The sequence below is a fragment of the Maribacter caenipelagi genome, from assembly GCF_004364175.1.
Classification (GTDB): Bacteria; Bacteroidota; Bacteroidia; order Flavobacteriales; family Flavobacteriaceae; genus Maribacter; species Maribacter caenipelagi.
Window position 1 is genome coordinate 174,143 of sequence record NZ_SNZW01000018.1, and the last position, 19,256, is coordinate 193,398.

General features: G+C 36.2%; 18 protein-coding genes. 11 read left to right on the forward strand and 7 right to left on the reverse strand.

The features are described 5' to 3' along the window. Nucleotides 1-10: 10 nt before the first annotated feature. The 5 genes from DFQ03_RS16960 to DFQ03_RS16980 all read right to left on the reverse strand — a co-directional run bounded on the left by DFQ03_RS16960 (nt 11) and on the right by DFQ03_RS16980 (nt 5,283). Nucleotides 11-2,503, reverse strand: a complete 2,493-nt coding sequence (locus DFQ03_RS16960; RefSeq protein ID WP_133674432.1) for a heavy metal translocating P-type ATPase — start codon at nt 2,501-2,503, stop codon at nt 11-13. A 58-nt stretch (nt 2,504-2,561) separates the two neighbouring features. Beyond that, nucleotides 2,562-3,389: an NHL repeat-containing protein gene (locus tag DFQ03_RS16965; RefSeq protein ID WP_133674433.1), complete on the reverse strand. Its 828-nt coding sequence runs from the start codon at nt 3,387-3,389 to the stop codon at nt 2,562-2,564. After that, on the reverse strand, nt 3,386-4,018 hold the full coding sequence (locus DFQ03_RS16970; protein WP_166637491.1) for a heavy-metal-associated domain-containing protein: 633 nt from the start codon (nt 4,016-4,018) through the stop codon (nt 3,386-3,388). The genes DFQ03_RS16965 and DFQ03_RS16970 overlap by 4 nt, the downstream gene beginning before the upstream one ends. 18 nt (nt 4,019-4,036) lie before the next feature. Then, on the reverse strand, nt 4,037-4,807 hold the full coding sequence (locus tag DFQ03_RS16975; protein WP_133674434.1) for a hypothetical protein: 771 nt from the start codon (nt 4,805-4,807) through the stop codon (nt 4,037-4,039). Between the two features lie 62 nt (nt 4,808-4,869). Then, nucleotides 4,870-5,283 (reverse strand): HYC_CC_PP family protein, encoded by a 414-nt coding sequence (locus DFQ03_RS16980; protein ID WP_449405361.1) that lies wholly within the window; start codon nt 5,281-5,283, stop codon nt 4,870-4,872. Nucleotides 5,284-5,503: 220 nt separating this feature from the next. Between DFQ03_RS16980 and DFQ03_RS16985 the strand changes: the two genes are divergently transcribed. From DFQ03_RS16985 to rodA, 8 genes are all read left to right on the forward strand, one after another. After that, nucleotides 5,504-6,601, forward strand: a complete 1,098-nt coding sequence (locus DFQ03_RS16985) for a hypothetical protein (protein ID WP_133674435.1) — start codon at nt 5,504-5,506, stop codon at nt 6,599-6,601. A gap of 112 nt (nt 6,602-6,713) precedes the next feature. Beyond that, a complete protein-coding gene (locus DFQ03_RS16990; protein ID WP_133674436.1) occupies nt 6,714-7,163 on the forward strand; it encodes a GAF domain-containing protein in 450 nt (149 codons plus the stop codon). 92 nt (nt 7,164-7,255) lie between these two features. Beyond that, nucleotides 7,256-8,788: a bifunctional phosphoribosylaminoimidazolecarboxamide formyltransferase/IMP cyclohydrolase gene (gene purH / locus DFQ03_RS16995; protein WP_133674437.1), complete on the forward strand. Its 1,533-nt coding sequence runs from the start codon at nt 7,256-7,258 to the stop codon at nt 8,786-8,788. Between the two features lie 56 nt (nt 8,789-8,844). Further along, complete coding sequence (locus DFQ03_RS17000; protein WP_027066022.1) at nt 8,845-9,873, forward strand: rod shape-determining protein; 1,029 nt, start codon at nt 8,845-8,847, stop codon at nt 9,871-9,873. 174 nt (nt 9,874-10,047) lie between these two features. Continuing rightward, nucleotides 10,048-10,869, forward strand: a complete 822-nt coding sequence (mreC, locus tag DFQ03_RS17005) for a rod shape-determining protein MreC (RefSeq protein WP_133674438.1) — start codon at nt 10,048-10,050, stop codon at nt 10,867-10,869. After that, entirely contained in the window at nt 10,862-11,371 is a 510-nt protein-coding gene (gene mreD / locus DFQ03_RS17010; protein ID WP_133674439.1) for a rod shape-determining protein MreD, read from the forward strand. Before mreC ends, mreD begins: the two co-directional genes overlap by 8 nt. Then, complete coding sequence (mrdA, locus tag DFQ03_RS17015) at nt 11,368-13,236, forward strand: penicillin-binding protein 2 (RefSeq protein WP_133674440.1); 1,869 nt, start codon at nt 11,368-11,370, stop codon at nt 13,234-13,236. The genes mreD and mrdA overlap by 4 nt, the downstream gene beginning before the upstream one ends. Continuing rightward, complete coding sequence (gene rodA / locus DFQ03_RS17020) at nt 13,226-14,509, forward strand: rod shape-determining protein RodA (protein WP_133674441.1); 1,284 nt, start codon at nt 13,226-13,228, stop codon at nt 14,507-14,509. Before mrdA ends, rodA begins: the two co-directional genes overlap by 11 nt. On the opposite strand, the gene DFQ03_RS17025 is transcribed toward rodA, so the two are convergent. Continuing rightward, entirely contained in the window at nt 14,506-15,318 is an 813-nt protein-coding gene (locus tag DFQ03_RS17025) for a DNA/RNA non-specific endonuclease (protein ID WP_133674442.1), read from the reverse strand. The genes rodA and DFQ03_RS17025 overlap by 4 nt on opposite strands. 90 nt (nt 15,319-15,408) lie before the next feature. Between DFQ03_RS17025 and msrB the strand changes: the two genes are divergently transcribed. From msrB to DFQ03_RS17040, 3 genes are all read left to right on the forward strand, one after another. After that, nucleotides 15,409-15,867 (forward strand): peptide-methionine (R)-S-oxide reductase MsrB, encoded by a 459-nt coding sequence (gene msrB / locus DFQ03_RS17030; RefSeq protein ID WP_133674483.1) that lies wholly within the window; start codon nt 15,409-15,411, stop codon nt 15,865-15,867. Then, on the forward strand, nt 15,860-16,402 hold the full coding sequence (msrA, locus tag DFQ03_RS17035; RefSeq protein WP_133674443.1) for a peptide-methionine (S)-S-oxide reductase MsrA: 543 nt from the start codon (nt 15,860-15,862) through the stop codon (nt 16,400-16,402). The genes msrB and msrA overlap by 8 nt, the downstream gene beginning before the upstream one ends. Nucleotides 16,403-16,530: 128 nt before the next feature. Further along, complete coding sequence (locus DFQ03_RS17040) at nt 16,531-16,935, forward strand: DoxX family protein (protein WP_133674444.1); 405 nt, start codon at nt 16,531-16,533, stop codon at nt 16,933-16,935. A 65-nt stretch (nt 16,936-17,000) separates the two neighbouring features. Here DFQ03_RS17040 and DFQ03_RS17045 read toward each other — a convergent pair whose 3' ends face one another. Continuing rightward, the gene (locus DFQ03_RS17045) at nt 17,001-19,139 is read right to left on the reverse strand and encodes a carboxy terminal-processing peptidase (RefSeq protein ID WP_133674445.1); all 2,139 of its coding nucleotides are present in this window, start codon (nt 19,137-19,139) and stop codon (nt 17,001-17,003) included. Nucleotides 19,140-19,256 lie beyond the last annotated feature (117 nt).

A 19,256-nucleotide genomic window follows, 5' to 3' on the forward strand; every position in this document is an offset into this window, starting at 1 on the left:
TTCGATTTGATTAATCAATTTTTGCCGCCCGTAACCGCAATGCATTTGCAATCACTGAAACAGAACTAAAACTCATAGCCAAAGCGGCAATCATAGGAGAAAGCAACAATCCGAAAAATGGATATAAAACCCCTGCAGCAACAGGGATACCAACGGTATTATAAATCAGTGCAAAAAATAAATTCTCCTTGATGTTTTTCATTACCGCCTTACTCAAGTTGTGTGCTTTTACGATACCTTGCAAATCACCTTTGACCAGCGTAATTGACGCACTCTCAATGGCAACATCTGTACCTGTACCCATGGCAATACCTACATCACTTTTTGCCAATGCAGGTGCATCATTTATACCATCGCCGGCAACAGCTACTTTTTTACCTTCTGACTGCAAACGTTCTACTTCTGATAGCTTGTCTTGAGGAAGCATACCCGCTTTAAAATCTGCTAAATTCAAATAATCAGCAACAGCCTTTGCCGTATCATAATTATCACCTGTTAACATGATTACCGAAATACCAGATTTCTGAAGTGCTTCAATTGTCTTTTTACTAGTCTCTTTGATTTTATCTCCTATTGCCACAAAACCTACGGCATTACCATCAATAGCTAAATATGAGACTGTTTTACCTTGCTTTTGATGCGCAGCAACGACTACTTGTAAATTTTCAGGAATAGTCACTGTAGCCTCACCCATCATTTTATCATTTCCTAAAACAACAGATTCTCCATTAATTTTACCAGAAACACCCATACCCGTGATAGAATTGAAATCATCAACCTTTAATACATCTACACCTTGAGATGTCCCGTAATTTACGGTGGCATCTGCCAATGGGTGCTCACTTAGCTGATTTAAAGAAACGATATACTGCAGCACTTTTTCGGTATCAATATCAGCAATGCTTCCTACTTTTTCTACTGATGGTTTCCCCTCGGTTATAGTTCCTGTTTTATCTACAATTAGGGTGTCAACTTTATCCATTCGTTCAAGCGCTTCTGCATTCTTAATCAACACACCAGATCGGGCTCCTTTACCCACACCTACCATTACTGACATCGGTGTAGCCAAACCTAATGCGCACGGACAAGCAATAATCAAAACTGCAATGGCATTTACCAACGCATATACATAAGCGGGATTAGGACCAAAAATGACCCAAACCAAAAAGGTTACAATAGAAATTAGGACAACTGCTGGTACAAAAAAACTAGATATTTTATCTGCTAATTTTTGAATAGGTGCCTGACTACGACTAGCCTTGTTCACCATGTCGATGATTTGCGACAAGAGCATATCTGCACCTACTTTCTCTGCAGTCATTACAAAAGAGCCCTTACCGTTAATAGTACCTGAGCTTATCGCATCGCCGACTACTTTTTGAACCGGAACGGGTTCACCAGTAATCATTGATTCATCGACCGTGCTTTCACCTTCATAAATACTTCCATCTACAGGTATTTTATCACCTGGTTTTACGCGAAGTAAATCTCCTTTTATAATCTGATCAATAGAAATGCTCTCTTCTTTACCGTCTACAATCTTAATAGCTTTATTAGGCGCCAATTTCAACAATTCTTTTACTGCAGAATTCGTTTTACTATGTGCTCGGGCTTCTAATAGCTGACCGAAAAGTACTAGGGTTAAAATCACCGTTGCCGCTTCAAAATAAACATGCACAGTACCTTGGTCTGTTTTAAATTGTGCCGGAAAAAAATCGGGTACCAAAATGGCAAACACACTAAACAACCACGCCACGCCAGCACCAATACCAATCAATGTAAACATATTTAAATTCCATGTTTTTACCGATCGATAGGCACGTTCAAAAAACATCCATGTTGCATAAAACACCACAGGTATCGATAATACAAATTGCACCCAATTCCAGTATTTTAAACTCAAGATATTTTGAAGCGGATTACCAGGTATCATCTCTGACATTGCAATTAGAAAGATGGGCAATGTAAAACCGACTGCTATTTTAAACTTATCTAGAAGTTTCTTATAACTCTTTTCTTCAGCTGAAATACCTGCTTGCTTCTGAACCAAATCCATACCACAAATAGGACAATCACCAGGTTCATCACTAATTACCTCGGGATGCATTGGGCACGTATACTCTTGCCCTTTATTTGTTGTAGCGCTCGCCTCTTCGACCAAATCCATACCACAAACTGGGCAATCGCCAGGTTCTTCATATGTTTTTTCTCCTTCGCAATGCATAGGGCAGTAAAAAGTACCATTACCATTCTCGACCGTCTTTGATTTTGTAGCCTCATGTACATGAGCACCGAGTTCATGGATGGAATAATGCCCACCATCAGCTATCATAGCCGCTTGTAAACTTTTTAAGGGAATTTCATTATCCATTTCCAATACGGCTTCTGCGCTATCTAAATTTACAGTAGCACTTTTTATTCCTTTTACGGCAGCCAAGGTTTGCTCTACATGGCTTCTACACCCGTTACAGGTCATACCCATAATGGTATATGTATGTTTCATATGTTGTCTCTCATTAAATTAATCATACCTGAAAAAAGCACAGGACCAACAACTCATCTTACTTTTCAATAGGCTGCTTATCAAAAACATTAAGTTTTCCATTTCTGTAGTTGATCACATATAGCTTCTTATCTTTCAACATCATATCCGTAGGTTTTTCTATCTGATCTCTTAAGACTTGTAATAATTTACCTGCTTTATCAAAAACCAATACACGGTCGTTTTCAAAATCAGTGACGAATACTTCTTTCTCAGCAACAAAAATTCCTGTTGCCGCATTCATTTTTTCATCTTGCCCCATCATTTGAACAAAGCCCCCTTTTTTATCAAATACCTGAACACGATTATTATAAGCGTCGGCCACCCAAATTTTATCGTTTGTGATTTGAACATCGGTAGGGTAGTAAAACTCCCCTTGCGCTTTCCCTTCTTTACCAAATGAAATCCAATTTACACCATCAAAATAGAGAATACGGTTATTATAAAAATCTGCAATGGCACGTTCATTATTAAAAACGGAAACTCCCGCGGGGGCATCTAAAGAATCGGTAAGTTGCATTACAAATCTCCCTTTTTTATCAACGGTTTCAACCACATCTTTTCCGTACTGTGGAATAAATAGGGTTTCCTCAATTGCATCAATATGCATGGGCCGATCCAGCGAATCAATCGTTTCTGTGATTTGGCCTTCCTTATCAATTTTAACCAAACGGTTATGATCGCCATCAGAAAGCCAGATAGCACCATTCACTTGAGATAAGCCAATTGGATTCACCCCATCCAACTGAATGGTTTTGGATAACACCCATTCTTTAGGAACAATTTCTTTTTCTTTACAAGCCGATGCAAAGACTAAACCGATCAATATAATTATACTTTGCCTCATTTTTTATAGCTTAAACGTTCGTACTTACAACAGGCCGGTAAATTTCCATAATCATCTGTATGTGCTTTGTGGTTTTTGGTGTCATGACCTGCAACCGCTACTTCCTTTTCAACATTTTCCAAGGAAGTTAATTCCGCATCAAAAGAAACCTTCATGATTTTTGTATCCTTATCCCAAGAAACGTCAGTAACACCGTTTACCGATGCTGCCGCCTTGGTAATTCTAGCCTCGCACATGGCACAATTTCCTGCCACCATTACGTTTTTAGTTACCGCACCTTCTGTTTTTTGCATCATTGCCGCTGCCGATGATTCTTCAAATGTACCATTGGCACGCTCCACTTTAGCCGTTACTGGCGTGTACCCCGCTTTTTCAACTTGTTTTTCTACATCACCTAAGGTCAATGCTTTTTCCGCTGGATAAGAAAAACTAAAGTCGCCTGTTTCTATATCTATCTTTACATTCTTTATCCCTTTAAATTCCTTGAACTTTTTTTCAAGTCCGTATGCACAAAAGGGACAACCTAGTCCGTCTACCTGCACCATAAACTTATCCTTACCTTCTTGCGCAGTAGCTCCAAACACTACCGCGAACATTATTAACACCGAAACTATTATTGATTTTTTCATTATTGTATATTTTAATTTTTAAAAAGAATATCTTGAGCCTAAAAACAGGCTATACTTTAATTTACGTCCTTCATCCAAGTCATTTACCAAAGGTACCTGAACGGCAAGATCAAAGGTTATGTTCTTTCTTGCATACTGTACCCCTTGGGCGTACAAGAGCTGATACCAATCCCTCTCAACCAACCATAAATTGGTATATTCAAAATACAGGTTAATTTGTTTATTAGGATATTGAGGTTTCAATAAGGGAAGTCCAAAACCTATTTTATGGGTCAACGCATCTAGGCTTCCATCGGGCACCCAATTATAACCCAATTCATTGCTAATACCATATTTCAATGATTCATAACCCGCAACGATACCGTAGTAACCGGCATATTTACCCGTACTTAAATCCATTACATCCAATTCTTTACCCGTAGGCAGTGTCTGTACTGTTTTGGCTACCATTCTAAAGGTCTTGCCCGTACCATCTTTTCTAAGAAACTGGTACTTTCCCATAACTTTAATATCTGCCACACTACTACCGCTTGGTCCGTTATCGACATCATAGTTAAGGTATGGCAAATGCAACGCAACCAAGGAATTGGAGGTAGGCAGGTAATGCAACATGACCGGGACATAGGTAAAATCCCCTCTTTGTGTATGTCGTATTTCTGTCAAGGTCTTTGCAGTAAAACTACCACCGCCTAACATAATTGGTTTATCTGCAGTAATTGGAGGTCCTTGCGCCTCGCAAAATTGTATCCCAAATAGGACAATGGCTAAAAGCCAACTATTTTTTTTCATGAAATATTAGATTTGATTAAAAATGTGTGTTCGCAATCAAGCGACTTAAAACAATTTTTAAATCAAATCAAAAAAACTTGGTGAAGTATATTCAAATCCTCAGCCAGTATAGGCGGCGGATAGGAATCAAAATCGATATTTTCATCAGTAGTTTCCTCAAAAAAGCCAAGGTAAGAGCATGTAAAAGAGATCAGAAAAACCTGTTGTGAAAAATCAAAACTAGAAATATCATGTGTCAAATCATCTTGACCCTGTATTGTAAAAGCTTCATCATTACAGCAATGCTTATTCACTGACGGTTCATCTTCTAATAAAGACAAGCCAGCTTTCATACCACAATCTTCTGCATGATCAAACAATGCTACATCCATCACACGACCCATGCACAAATGCTTTTCAACTGTCCAAGAAATTGTAGACAGTAACAATAGCATTGCCATGAATATAGAAAACAGTTTATGTAGCAATAGTTTCACATTACAAAAATACGAAATATTGAATGTTTAAGAAGCTATACTTCATTTCTTTAACTAAAATTAGCTATAAGAAAGGCCTTACAACGGATAAACCCATAAAAAACAGCACATGCCGTATACGATTTGCAATAATTTAAAGTTAAAAGTGTTAACACATTAACAAAACAATAAGCTTTAACAGCTTTAACAGCTTTAACACTAACTATTAAAATTAAAAATCATGAGAAAACATTTAAAATTCACATTTCTAATTTGCACTATTGCCCTATTTGTAGGTAGTTGTAGTTCTGACGACGGCTCAATCTTTGACACTCCCATACCTGATAATACGGGCGGTGAGGAAGAAGATGATTCAGAAGAGCCAGAAGTAGCAACTATTGTTTTTAACGAAGCCGTTCCTTCTTCAAATATTACAACAGCATCAGCAAGTGGAGAAGCAGGTACCAATGTTACCGGTAGAGTTATTTTTACTTCAGACGCGACTACGCAACGTAGAATGTATATTACCCAAAATTATTTAGGACAAGGAGAAATGCCTTTTAGTTCTTTTGATTTGGTAAGTGATGATTTAACTAAAGCTTTAAAAGCCGATGGTTCTATTGATTTAGATGGTGCTACAAAAAAGGAAATTGATTTTTCTTTTCCATTACCAGTACCAGATATTGAAAACGGAGAAATTGTTTACTCTTTTTGGACAACTACCGGTAAGGGTGATTTCAGAGACAGCGAAAAAAGATTGGCATTAGGCGTAGGTCAAATAACAGTAACCATTGGTACAGGTGCAAACCCAGCTGCTGCAGTTAGAGAATTTACAGGCGTTAAATTATTTGCTCCGGCACAAGATGGAACAACAGAATCTTTCTTTTCCCTATTGAACGAAACCGTATACAGAATTAATGTAGGACCTGAATTTAGAGCGTTCTGGGATTTTGGTTACTACTACGGCGCCTCTGGTGATTCAGCCGGTGACAATGCTTCTTTTGCTTCTACCGAACAATACGATGCTTCTTTTGGATTTGCTGTTGAGGGACTTGAGCCTGGTGCTGACGAAGAGAATGCGGCAACAGAAACATTAAATCAAATGTTCTTTGCTAGTTCTACAACAATAGATGCTGCTGCATTTGATGCAATCACGCTAAATGGTGAATTAAATTTTATTGCTAGCTCTGACGCTCAAAAAATCACAAACCTAAGTGTTGGTGATGTTGTAGAGTTTGTTGACAACTACGGTAAAAAAGGTTTAATAAAAATTACCGCTATTGAACCAGGTTTTAATAATAACGATTTTATTGAATTCGATGTTAAGATTCAACCATAATCGTAACTTATAATTTTTAGTTTTAAAAATGAGGATGTTTAAAAACATCCTCATTTTTTGTTTTAGCGCACACCATTACATTACAACAATATGTATTTTTGTAAAAAAAATTATGTTCGAAGCGCTACGCCCTCAAGTAAGTTCTATTATTGATTCTAATAAAACCCCCGATGCTAAAATGCAGGATATCTGCGAGCTTTTAAAAGCAGAAGTACCGCATTATGACTGGGTAGGGTTTTATTTCAAGAATGGCGACAAGCGTGAATTAAAACTAGGTTCTTATGCCGGGGCTCCAACAGACCATACTATTATTCCCTTTGGAAAAGGTATTTGCGGTCAAGTAGCAGAAAGCAACGAGAATTTTGTTGTACCAGATGTACAAGCTCAAGACAACTACATCGCATGCAGCATCACCGTTAAATCGGAAATTGTTGTGCCATTGTTTGTTAATGGCGAAAACATAGGTCAAATAGACATCGATTCTAACACTCCCAACCCTTTTACGAAGGCAGATGAGACCTTTTTAGAATTCATAAACTTTGAGGTAGCCAAAATTCTTTAAAACTTTAGTGTTTTTGTTGATAAACTAGCTCATTTTATAGCTGTAAAAAAATTACTTTTGCTTGCTTATTAAAAACATTTAAGCATCATACAATGAGCAGTGTAAAAAAAGCGTCTTCAGCCTTAATTTCAGTTTTTCATAAAGACGGATTAGAGCCAATAGTAAAGAAATTTCAAGAATTAGGAATCACTATTTATTCCACTGGAGGAACTGAAAAATTCATCACCGATCTTGGTATCGATGTAGTTCCTGTAGAAGATGTAACTAGCTACCCATCTATTCTTGGCGGCAGAGTTAAGACCTTACACCCAAAAGTATTTGGCGGTATTTTAAATAGACAAGACAACGAAAGTGATGTTGCCCAATTAGCAGAATTTGAAATACCACAGATAGACATCGTTATTGTTGATTTATATCCTTTTGAAAAAACGGTTGCCAGTGGTGCTTCTGAACAAGATATCATTGAAAAGATAGATATAGGCGGAATATCCTTAATTCGTGCTGCAGCAAAAAACTTTAAGGATGTTACTTGTGTTTCTTCTATGGAAGACTATGCAGAGTTTCTTGACGTTGTTTCTGCTGACAACGGTAACATTAGCCTTGAAGACAGAAAGCGTTTTGCCGCTAAGTCTTTTAATGTTTCTTCTAATTACGATACTGCTATATTTAACTATTTCAATAAAAACCATGAAATCGCAGCATTAAAAGTAAGCGAGACTGAAGGCAAGGTTTTACGTTATGGCGAGAACCCACACCAAAAAGGATTCTTCTTTGGGGATTTTGATGCTATGTTCTCTAAATTACACGGTAAAGAATTATCATACAACAACCTTTTAGATGTTGATGCCGCCGTTAATTTGATGCTGGAATTTAAAAACGATGCTCCTACTTTTGCTATTCTAAAGCATAACAATGCATGCGGATTAGCACAAAGAGAAACATTACACCAAGCTTATGTTGACGCTTTAGCCGGTGACCCTGTTTCTGCTTTTGGCGGAGTTCTTATCAGCAATAAAGAAATTGATAAAGCTACGGCAGAAGAGATACATAAATTATTCTGCGAAGTTGTTATAGCACCTAGTTATAACGCAGAAGCTCTTGAAATTTTAAAAGGAAAGAAAAATAGAATCATCCTTATTCAAAATGAAGTTGAGATGCCAGAGATGCAAGTTAGAACTTGTTTAAACGGTATGCTTCTTCAAGAAAAAGATCATAAAACAGATACAGTCGCCGACCTTACTAATGCGACCAACACAAACCCTACCGATCAAGAATTAGAAGATTTAATTTTTGCATCTAAACTTTGTAAGCATACAAAGTCTAACACAATTGTTCTTGCTAAAAACAAACAACTTTGTGCAAGTGGTACAGGGCAGACCAGTAGAGTCGATGCTTTAAACCAGGCAATACACAAAGCACAAACCTTTAATTTTGACCTTAAAGGAGCGGTTATGGCAAGTGATGCTTTCTTCCCTTTCCCTGATTGTGTGGAGATTGCGGACAAAGCGGGTATCACCAGTGTTATTCAACCGGGCGGATCTATAAAAGACCAATTAAGTGTTGATTATTGCAACGAACACAAAATTTCAATGGTGATGACAGGCACACGTCATTTCAAGCATTAATTTCATTACTTTTGTCGATGAAATACACCCTTTTATCTAAAATTTAAATATCACATATGGGATTTTTTGATTTCTTGACCGAGGAAATAGCTATAGATTTAGGTACAGCTAACACTCTTATCATTCATAATGACAAGGTAGTTGTCGATAGCCCATCCATCGTTGCCAGAGATAGAATTAGCGGAAAAATCATTGCAGTTGGTAAAGAAGCCAACATGATGCAAGGTAAGACCCATGAGAACATAAAAACAATTAGACCATTGAAAGATGGTGTAATTGCGGATTTTGACGCATCTGAAAAGATGTTGATGATGTTCATCAAGAATATTCCTGCATTAAAGAAAAAATGGTTTCCGCCAGCATTGCGTTTGGTCATCTGTATTCCTTCTGGTATTACTGAAGTTGAAATGCGTGCGGTAAAGGAATCCGCAGAACGTGTAAACGGTAAAGAGGTATATCTAATTCACGAACCAATGGCTGCTGCTATAGGTATCGGTTTAGATATTATGCAGCCGAAAGGTAACATGATCGTTGATATAGGTGGTGGTACTACTGAAATTGCAGTTATTGCATTAGGCGGTATCGTTTGTGATAAATCTGTAAAGATTGCAGGTGATGTATTTACGAATGACATTATTTATTACATGCGTACACAACATAACCTATACGTTGGTGAAAGTACTGCAGAAGCAATTAAAATTGAAATAGGTTCTGCAACTGAAGATTTACAATCTCCACCAGATGAAAAATCTGTACAGGGTCGTGATCTATTGACAGGTAAACCAAAGCAAGTTCAAATATCTTATAGAGAAATAGCGAAGGCTTTAGATAAATCTATTCTGCGTGTTGAAGATGCGGTTATGGAAACATTATCTCAGACTCCCCCAGAATTAGCTGCCGATATTTACAACACAGGTATTTACCTTGCAGGTGGTGGTTCTATGTTACGTGGATTGGACAGAAGGTTGTCTCAAAAAACCGACCTGCCAGTGTATATAGCAGAAGACCCGTTACGTGCCGTAGTACGTGGTACAGGTATAGCGCTTAAAAATCTAGAACGTTATAAGAGTATATTGATCAAGTAAGAAGCTCGACTTCAATAGGATTACCTTAGAAACTTGACAGTACAAAACCTTTAAAAAAAAGTTCAAGAACTATTATAAATGAAAAAAGTTAGCGCTTTTAGGAATTCCTAGAAGCAACTTGCCTAACGGCAGTTAGGTTTAAATCTCGATTAACGAGTAAAAATTCAGGGGTGAATGCAACAGATTATAAATTTTCTAATTAGGTATAAGATTTTCTTACTTTACCTTTTTCTGTTATTGATTTCTTGCATTTTTACGTTTCAATCGCATTCGTACCATCAATCTAAATTTTTAAATTCTTCCAACTATATTTCAGGAAGTATCTACACTTTTTCAGATAATGTAACTTCATATTTTGGCCTAAGGGAAGAAAACAAAAAGCTTGTTGAAGAAAACAGAAGACTTAGAGACAAACTCTTTAATAATGTAGTTCTTTCACCTTCACTAATAGATTCTACTTCTATAGAGTACGAAGTCGTAAGAGGTCGTGTCATCAACAACAGCTATGCTGACCAGCGAAACTACATCACCATCAATAAAGGTAAAAATGATAGTATTGTACAAGATATGGGCGTTATTACAGACAAAGGTATTTTAGGTATCGTTGAAAATACATCAGATAAATTTTCTACCGTTCAGAGTATTTTAAGTGATAAATCGAACATAAACGCAAAAATCAAAAACTCTAACCACTTTGGTTCTTTAGTTTGGGAAAACACTACAGATTATAATGTTGTTCAATTAATTGACATTCCTAGACTGGTACCACTGACCATAGGTGACACTATTGTTACGGGAGCCATGAGTAGCATCTTTCCAGAAAACATCCCAATTGGTACGATTAAAAGATTTGATTTAGATAACTCGAAAAGTTTCTATTTTATAGATGTAGAACTTTTTAATGATATGACCAATATTGGCAATATTTATATCATTAAAAATTTAAACCGTAAAGAGGTTTTAGAATTAGAAGCAGAAACAGAAACCAATGATTAATAGTACTTCATTTTTAATTGTACTCCGATTTATATTATTGGTACTATTACAGGTACTAGTATTTAATAAGCTGAATTTCTTTGGCTACATAAATCCGCTCATATATATTCTTTTCTTGTATTGGTATCCTATCAAACAAAATAGAACTACCTTTATAATTCTATGCTTTTTCTTAGGACTATGCGTAGATATTTTTTCTGACACACTTGCCATAAACGCAGCAGCTACCGTTACCATAGCTTATCTTCGACCAACCATTATGCGTTTTGTCTTTGGTGTCAATTATGAATTTCAAAGTTTTAAGTTAAACAACAGTACAAAGGCACAACAATTCACGTTTTTAGCGTTATTGATTATAATACATCATTTGGTATACTTCACTTTAGAAATTTTCAGCTTTTCAAACAGCTTGTTAATTTTACAAAAAACGTTAATAGTTAGTATTTCCACATTGATTTTAGGCATATTGTTCAGTACATTATTCAGCAGTAAAAAAGAATGAGAAAAATTCTTTTATCATTAATTATAGTTGTCATCGCAATTACCTTTTTGGGAAGGCTATCCTATTTGCAAATATTCAGTTTTTCTGCAGATCAACTAACAGACGACCCTGCTATAAAAAAAATATATGATTATCCAGAACGTGGTTATATTTATGATCGTAACGGTCATCTTTTAGTTGGTAACGACCCTGCTTACGACGTGATGGTAATCCCAAGAGAAGTTAAACCATTAGATACTTTAGAATTTTGCGGACTACTAGGAATCGAAAAAGAAAAGTTTATTGAAAAACTACGAAAAGCAAGAGTATATTCTCCTCGTCTGCCATCTGTTTTGGTACCTCAACTCTCTAAACAAGATTACGCCAAACTTCAAGAAAAAATGCGTAAGTACAAAGGGTTTTATATTCAAAAAAGATCTTTGCGCTATTACGACACCCCTAGTGCGGCAAATGTTCTAGGCTATATCAGTGAAGTCAACGAAGGTGATTTAGCAGCTAACAAATATTACGTACAAGGTGAGCTAAAAGGTAGAACGGGAGTTGAACGCTACTACGAAGACCTGTTAAGAGGAAGAAAAGGGGTACAACATATACAAAAAGACCGTTTTAATAGAGATATTGGTCCGTATAAAGAAGGAATTCTTGACACTTTACCTGAACAGGGCAAACAAATTAGCATCACAATTGACAAAACGCTGCAAGAATATGGCGAATTGCTAATGAATGGCAAAAGAGGTGGTATTGTCGCTATTGAACCTTCAACTGGTGAAATTCTTTCCATGATTTCTGGACCGACCTACGACCCTGCCCTATTGGTAGGAAGAGAGCGCTCTAAAAACTACACGAAACTATATAATGATACTATAGCCAACCCAACTTGGGATCGTTCTATTCACGCGCAACAACCACCTGGTTCTCCTTTTAAAACATTAAATGCACTAATCGCATTGCAAGAAGGTGCTCTAGATGAAAATACTACCATACAGTGTTACCACGGCTTCTATGTGGGCAAGAAAAAAAGAGGTTGTCACTGTGGTGGTGGTTTACGAAATTTGAATAAAGGAATATCGCAATCATGCAATGCTTATTTTGCGGGAGCATTCAGAAAAATTTATGAAAAGTTCGATACTACTGATGAAGCTATGGATGTGTGGGAAAAACACATGAAAAGCTTTGGTCTGGGTGACTATTTGGGTTACGACCTACCATTCGGACAAAAAGGACGTATACCTAACAAAGAATATTACGATAAATGGTACGGAGATAATAGATGGAGTTCTTCTTATATCATCTCAAATTCTATTGGACAAGGTGAAATATTAGCTACACCGGTACAGCTAGCGAATATGACGGCCGCAATTGCCAATAGAGGTCATTATTTTACTCCGCATATCTTAAAGAAAATAGAAGGTAAAGATATCACCGAACCAAAATTTACAGAGGCTAAACACACTACGATAGCCCCAAAACATTTTGAACCAGTAGTACAAGGTATGGCCGATGTTTATGTAAGTGGTACAGCAAGATGGTTACAAATTCCTGGTATTGAAGTTGCCGGAAAAACAGGTACCGCCGAAAACTTTACTAAAATAGATGGCGTACGTACACAATTGACAGACCACTCGGTATTTGTAGCATTCGCACCAGTCGATGACCCTAAAATTGCGATAGCGGTATATATAGAAAATGGATATTTTGGATCTAGATACGCTGGTCATATCGCCACATTAATGATCGAAAAATACCTTAAAGGTGAAATCACCTTAAAGACCCTTGAAAAAAGAATGCTAGAAAAAACCTTAGAAGCAGAATACGCGAAACCCTACAGCGGGGAGGAGTTTAAAATAAACGAGCGTGTCTGGTAGAAGCATCTTAAAAAGAATTGATTGGTTAAGTGTATTTATTTATTTTGCACTTGTTCTTATTGGCTGGATCAACATATACTCTAGCACATTCATTGATGAGCAAAGTTCAATCTTCAATATTGGCACACGTTATGGCAAGCAATTATTTTTTATAGGTGTAAGTTTAGTTGCCATAGTAATTATACTCGCCCTTGAGGTAAACTTTTACGAACGATTTTCGAGTATCTTCTACTTACTTTCCATGGTTTCGCTTATAGGTCTATTTGTTTTTGGTAAAACAATTGCCGGTGCAACATCATGGTACGATCTTGGTTTTTTTAACCTGCAGCCCTCTGAACTTGCAAAAGTAGCTACTGCACTTGCACTCGCTAAATACCTAAGCGATATACAGACAGATATTAAACGTAGAAAAGATCAATTCTATGCACTTCTTATCATACTTGTACCTGCCATTTTAATTATACCACAACCAGATCCTGGTAGTGCATTGGTTTTCTTTGCGATGATCTTTGTAATTTTTAGAGAAGGGCTACCATTATATTATTTAGTGATTATATTGAGCCTGATCCTCGTATTTATCATAACCTTAATGTTTGGTACTGTTTGGCTTATAATAGGCTTGGCATTGATGATTATACTTATTTATGCCTTAAAACGAAAATCATTAAAAATTCCAGTAGTTCCGCTAAGTCTAATTAGTGTAGCCGTAATTCTATTCTCACTTTCGGTAAATTTTGTTTTCAATAATGTATTCGAGCAGCGCCATAGAGATCGTTTTGGCTTATGGCTTCGATTAGAAAAAGACCCTAAAAAATTAGAACAAATTAGAAAATCTATTGGCTATAACACTTATCAATCAGAAAAAGCAATTGAATCTGGTGGTTTTTTTGGAAAAGGATTTTTAGAAGGCACACGTACTAAAGGTGATTTCGTGCCTGAACAGGACACCGACTATATTTTTAGCACTGTTGGTGAAGAATGGGGATTTTTAGGAACCGCAACTGTAATTATTCTTTTTACCGTGCTATTTCTAAGGTTAATATCTTTAGCCGAACGACAGAAAAATGCTTTTGCCAGAATGTATGGTTATGGCGTTATCTCCATTCTACTAATTCACTATTTTATTAATATAGGAATGGTAATCGGTCTACTACCTACTATCGGCATTCCACTTCCATTCTTTAGTTATGGTGGATCAGGACTCCTATTCTTTACTATTCTACTTTTTATTTTCTTGCGATTAGATACCAACAGATTGAAGGAGAGTTTCTAAAACTTCCATCCCGTTGTATTCTTACTTGCTTCAAAAGCGCTTTGTTGCTTTTCTGGTAATTCAGCAAAAAAGTTTATACCTGTTTGTTTTTCTATCTCATCAATAGACACTACAAAATTACGTAAAGATGTAAATTGAGGTTTATTTGGCATTAAAAAAGATAAGGTGTAGATCTTATTTCCCTTTTTACGAGCAATAATCTTATAAAAAGAGTCTGGCACATCAACATCTTCTTGTCCGATCTCTTCTAATCCACTTTCTAACACGCCACCTGTAAATATATATAAAATTCCGTACTGCTTTGCCCAGCGTCTTGTTTGCTGTTCTAAGTCGTTCCATATACCTGCATTGAACTCTCTGTCTTGCGGACTTATATTACTTGTATAAAAAGTCTCGTTATACGCTTGTAACGAAAACCTACGATCACCAGCAGGTACCAAATGACCGCGATCATAACCTGAACCCTTATAATTTCGCCAATCTGCTGATTTAGAAGAGACAAAAGGATCTTCTATGAAATACGGACGCTTTCTATCATCATATGTCAAATGATTTTTACTTAAGGTATACGCAACCCATTCAGCTTGCTCATAAGGCTCGTTATAAGACAATGTAAAATGTTCATGGTTTACAATTTCACCTGTTGTTGACGAAGGCAGTAATTCTTTTGGAAACTCATTTGAGGTAACACCTTCGTTACTAATAGAATATGTTGCGGGAGTATAAAAGTTTTCAAACAACCAAAAACCAACTATGCAAACAAGAATTAAAAGACTATAAACAGTTCCATTTCCTTTACGGTATGCCATGCGCCAAAATTACCGTAATTTTGTAAGATACAAGGTAATTTACCGACCAATATACCTAGTAATTAAAGTCTAAACGAAAGGAAAATTATGATGTTAACTTGGAAAGATGTAATTCATTTCTCAGTGAATGGTAACCCCGAACCTGACAAAAGAGTTGAAAAAACAGAACAGGAATGGAAAGAGATTTTGACACCTGAACAGTTTAGAGTTACTCGAAAAAAAGGTACTGAAGCCCCGCATTCCGGTGCGCTTTGTACTTCTCATGATGCTGGTAAGTATGAATGTGTATGTTGTGGCACACCATTATTTGATTCTACTATTAAATTTGAATCTGGTACTGGTTGGCCTAGCTTTACACAACCTATTAAAGAGAATGCTATAAAATACCACAAGGACACATCGTTTGGTATGATACGGGTAGAAGTGATGTGTAATACATGTGATGGGCATTTGGGACACATATTTCCTGATGGACCAGAACCAAGCGGGCTACGCTACTGCATTAATTCTGAATCTATGCAATTAGAAAAGGAGGAATCGAATGGCTAACACAAATTTAGAAATCGCCACTGTTGGTGGTGGTTGCTTTTGGTGTACCGAAGCAGTATTTCAAGAAGTGAAAGGCATACATAAAGTAGTTTCTGGATACACAGGCGGAAAAGCTCCTGGAAGACCAACATACAGAGAAATTTGCTCAGGACTAACCGGTCATGCAGAAGTGGTTCAAGTTACTTTTGACCCCACTATAATATCTTTTGAAGATATTTTGATTATTTTCATGACAACCCACGACCCTACTTCTTTAAACAGGCAGGGTGCCGATGCAGGAACGCAGTATCGTTCTGTTATTTATTTTCAAAATGACGAACAAGAGAAAAAAGCAAAAATAGTATTGAACGAAATGCAAGCAGTATATGAAAAACCTATTGTCACTGAATTGAGTCCTTTAGGTATATTTTACGATGCTGAAGTATATCATCAAGATTATTATAAAAACAATTCTGAGCAAGGCTATTGCCAGGTGGTCATCAACCCCAAGTTGGCTAAACTTAGACAATTACATGCCGACAAGCTTTTAAAATAGCATGTAATTCGGTTTATCTAAAGAGATATTCCATTCAACTACAGCAATTTTCAGTTCACCTATAAAAACTTCATTTTTTTATAGGTGAACTTATTTTTGAGACATAATAACATAAAAACCTACTTATTATGAATTCTCAAAAATCTTTTTATTACATCGCATTAGGGCTTTTCGCCATCGCAGTGATAGGTTCAATCATCAATTCTATTGTAAATTTCGAAGAAGTATCAACCACATTTATAAAGCTTGGCTATCCTGTTTATCTAATTCATATATTAGGCGTGTGTCAATCTATAGGCTTGCTAATGATTTTTACCAACAAATCGCACTGGTCATTAGAATGGGTGTATGCTGGTTTTTTTATGAACTACACATTAGGTGCTATTGCTCATTTAGCTATTAAAGATGGTAACGGAGCATCTGCAGTAGTATGCATTGTATTATTGTTTGTTACTTATATTCAAAGTAGAAAAATACGCAACACTAACAATGACAATGAATTGGCTAAATTTGGAAAACTTGAGCACTCATAAAGTATTAAAAAATAAATACAAAAAAACCGCTACAATTATGTAGCGGTTTTGCTTTTTATAGAATTCTAGTTCTTGACACTAGCGAGTTTACCTTGCTTAATGTTGTTGATTTTTAAATCTTCTAATACGTTTACAGCTTCTTCAACGTAAACATCTTTTGCTAAATTTTTATGCCACCTATTACGCTTTTCACGAAGAACAGAATCTTTAGTAAACAACTGTTCTTCATAACCTAAAGACTTAAACGTAAGCTGAGAATCATAATCGGTCAACTTTTTAAAGTAATTCGATTGTTCTTTATCCTTATTTTTTTCTTCCTTGTAAGTATCAAAATTTAAGGATATCTCTGTTTCATCTTGCTCAGCTTTTAACCACTTTGCATTCTCTTCTATCAACTTAATTTGTTGACTAGTTGACATTCTCTTTTCGCTATCGGCAATAGTTTTCTCATAGTTAATATAACCATCCCATGCTTTATAGTCAGCAGGTGTAATCTTATCCCATCCTAATGGGTTTGATTGATCTCTTTCCCCTAAATCAATATAGCTATATCTGTCTGGAACAACGATATCACTCTTAACACCTTCTAATTGCGTAGAACCACCGTTAATTCTATAGAACTTTTGAGTAGTAATTTTAATGGCACCTAAATCTCCGTGCTCATTACTACGCAACATGTTGTTTAAAGGAATAACATTCTGTACCGTTCCTTTACCAAAAGTCTGCTTACTACCAATTACAATAGCTCTTTTATAATCTTGCATTGCAGCTGCTAAAATTTCAGAAGCAGATGCAGACAACTCGTTTACAAGAATTACCAATGGACCATCCCACTGAATTCTTTCATCTTTATCATCATATACATCTTTACCTTTATCTTTTGATTGAACCTGAACAATTGGGCCATCCTTTATAAAAAGACCTGCCATTTCAACAACAGTCTTTAAAGATCCGCCGCCATTATCACGTAAATCTAGAATTAGACCTTCCATGCCTTCTTCCTTTAAACGTTCTACTTCTTTAGCGACATCTGTAGCTGCGTTTCTTTCGCTGTAATCATTAAAATCAACGTAGAATTTTGGAAGATTAATAATTCCGAATTTCTCTTCTCCTTTAATAATGTTCGCAGATTTTGCATACGACTCTTCTAACTCAACAACATCTCTTGTTAAAGAAACAACATCTAAAGAACCATCAACTTTTTTAACAGTCAGATCTACGATAGTGCCTTGAGCACCTTTTATTAACTTAATGGCATCGTCTAAACGCATCCCAACAATATTAATGGGCTCTTCACCATTCTGACCAACTTTAATGATTTCGTCACCAACTTCTAATCGTTGATCTCTCCATACCGGTCCACCAGATATAATTTCTACGATTTTTGCACCTTCAGCTTTTTTCTGAAGTCTTGCACCAATACCTTCGAACTTGCCGGACATGCTGGTATCAAACTTCTCTTTTTCTTCTGGAGCGAAGTAAAATGTATGTGGATCAAATTCATCGACAATAGTATTGATATACTGTACAAACCAATCTTTACGCTCTAAATCATTTACAAAATCAAAGAACTCATCTAAAGTAGTTTCTGTAGATTTTCTAGATTCTTCTTCTGCCTCTTTTTGTGAATGTGCAGTATGATCATGCTCATCTGTACTTTCAATCTCCTCATTCTCCATATGAGAAATTTTAGAATCGTATGTACCTAAGGTTGCATATTTCAATTGCTTTCTCCAACGTTCTTTTAACTCATTTCTATCTGCAGCAAATGGCTCTTCGTCATATTTAATACTGATGCTTTCATTCTCAGAATAATCAAAAGGAGTTTCTAAAACTTCTTTATAAATTCCTTTTGCATCGTCCATACGCTCCATCAATCTTTCATATACTATATTGAAAAATGTGATGTCTGTATTCTTGATTTCATCATCTATCTGATATTTGTACTTTTCGAATTCAGCAATATCAGATGCTATAAAATATCTTTTAGTAGGATCGATTACATCAATAAAATCTTCAAACACATGTACCGAAAAGTCATCGTTAAGCGCTTTTGGCTCATAATGCCCTTTTTCTAATACGTAGGTTATTAAATCTAACAACAATTTGTCCTTATCGTCATTTTCAAAAGTCTTATTCGTAAAACTGCAAGATGCTACAGCTGCGAGCAACAATAAGAGTACGTAGGCTAAATTTCTTTTCATAAAATTATATTTTACTTTCCTTTTCAATATCTCCGAATTTGAGGGTTAAAAACAGCAATAAAAGCTACTTAAACCCCTAAGGTAAAGAAAAAACCATGCCAATTAAATCTGCTTAGA

Excerpts from the sequence above, each read along its gene's own strand:
- msrA (WP_133674443.1), top strand. The coding sequence starts at position 15,860 with ATGGCTAACACAAATTTAGAAATCGCCACTGTTGGTGGTGGTTGCTTT.
- DFQ03_RS16960 (WP_133674432.1), bottom strand. The coding sequence starts at position 2,503 with ATGAAACATACATATACCATTATGGGTATGACCTGTAACGGGTGTAGA.
- mreD (WP_133674439.1), top strand. The coding sequence starts at position 10,862 with ATGATTAATAGTACTTCATTTTTAATTGTACTCCGATTTATATTATTG.
- DFQ03_RS16990 (WP_133674436.1), top strand. The coding sequence starts at position 6,714 with ATGTTCGAAGCGCTACGCCCTCAAGTAAGTTCTATTATTGATTCTAAT.
- DFQ03_RS16965 (WP_133674433.1), bottom strand. The coding sequence starts at position 3,389 with ATGAGGCAAAGTATAATTATATTGATCGGTTTAGTCTTTGCATCGGCT.
- DFQ03_RS17040 (WP_133674444.1), top strand. The coding sequence starts at position 16,531 with ATGAATTCTCAAAAATCTTTTTATTACATCGCATTAGGGCTTTTCGCC.
- mrdA (WP_133674440.1), top strand. The coding sequence starts at position 11,368 with ATGAGAAAAATTCTTTTATCATTAATTATAGTTGTCATCGCAATTACC.
- DFQ03_RS17025 (WP_133674442.1), bottom strand. The coding sequence starts at position 15,318 with ATGGCATACCGTAAAGGAAATGGAACTGTTTATAGTCTTTTAATTCTT.
- msrB (WP_133674483.1), top strand. The coding sequence starts at position 15,409 with ATGTTAACTTGGAAAGATGTAATTCATTTCTCAGTGAATGGTAACCCC.
- purH (WP_133674437.1), top strand. The coding sequence starts at position 7,256 with ATGAGCAGTGTAAAAAAAGCGTCTTCAGCCTTAATTTCAGTTTTTCAT.
- DFQ03_RS17000 (WP_027066022.1), top strand. The coding sequence starts at position 8,845 with ATGGGATTTTTTGATTTCTTGACCGAGGAAATAGCTATAGATTTAGGT.
- DFQ03_RS16970 (WP_166637491.1), bottom strand. The coding sequence starts at position 4,018 with ATGAAAAAATCAATAATAGTTTCGGTGTTAATAATGTTCGCGGTAGTG.
- DFQ03_RS16985 (WP_133674435.1), top strand. The coding sequence starts at position 5,504 with ATGAGAAAACATTTAAAATTCACATTTCTAATTTGCACTATTGCCCTA.
- DFQ03_RS16975 (WP_133674434.1), bottom strand. The coding sequence starts at position 4,807 with ATGAAAAAAAATAGTTGGCTTTTAGCCATTGTCCTATTTGGGATACAA.
- mreC (WP_133674438.1), top strand. The coding sequence starts at position 10,048 with ATGCAACAGATTATAAATTTTCTAATTAGGTATAAGATTTTCTTACTT.
- DFQ03_RS17045 (WP_133674445.1), bottom strand. The coding sequence starts at position 19,139 with ATGAAAAGAAATTTAGCCTACGTACTCTTATTGTTGCTCGCAGCTGTA.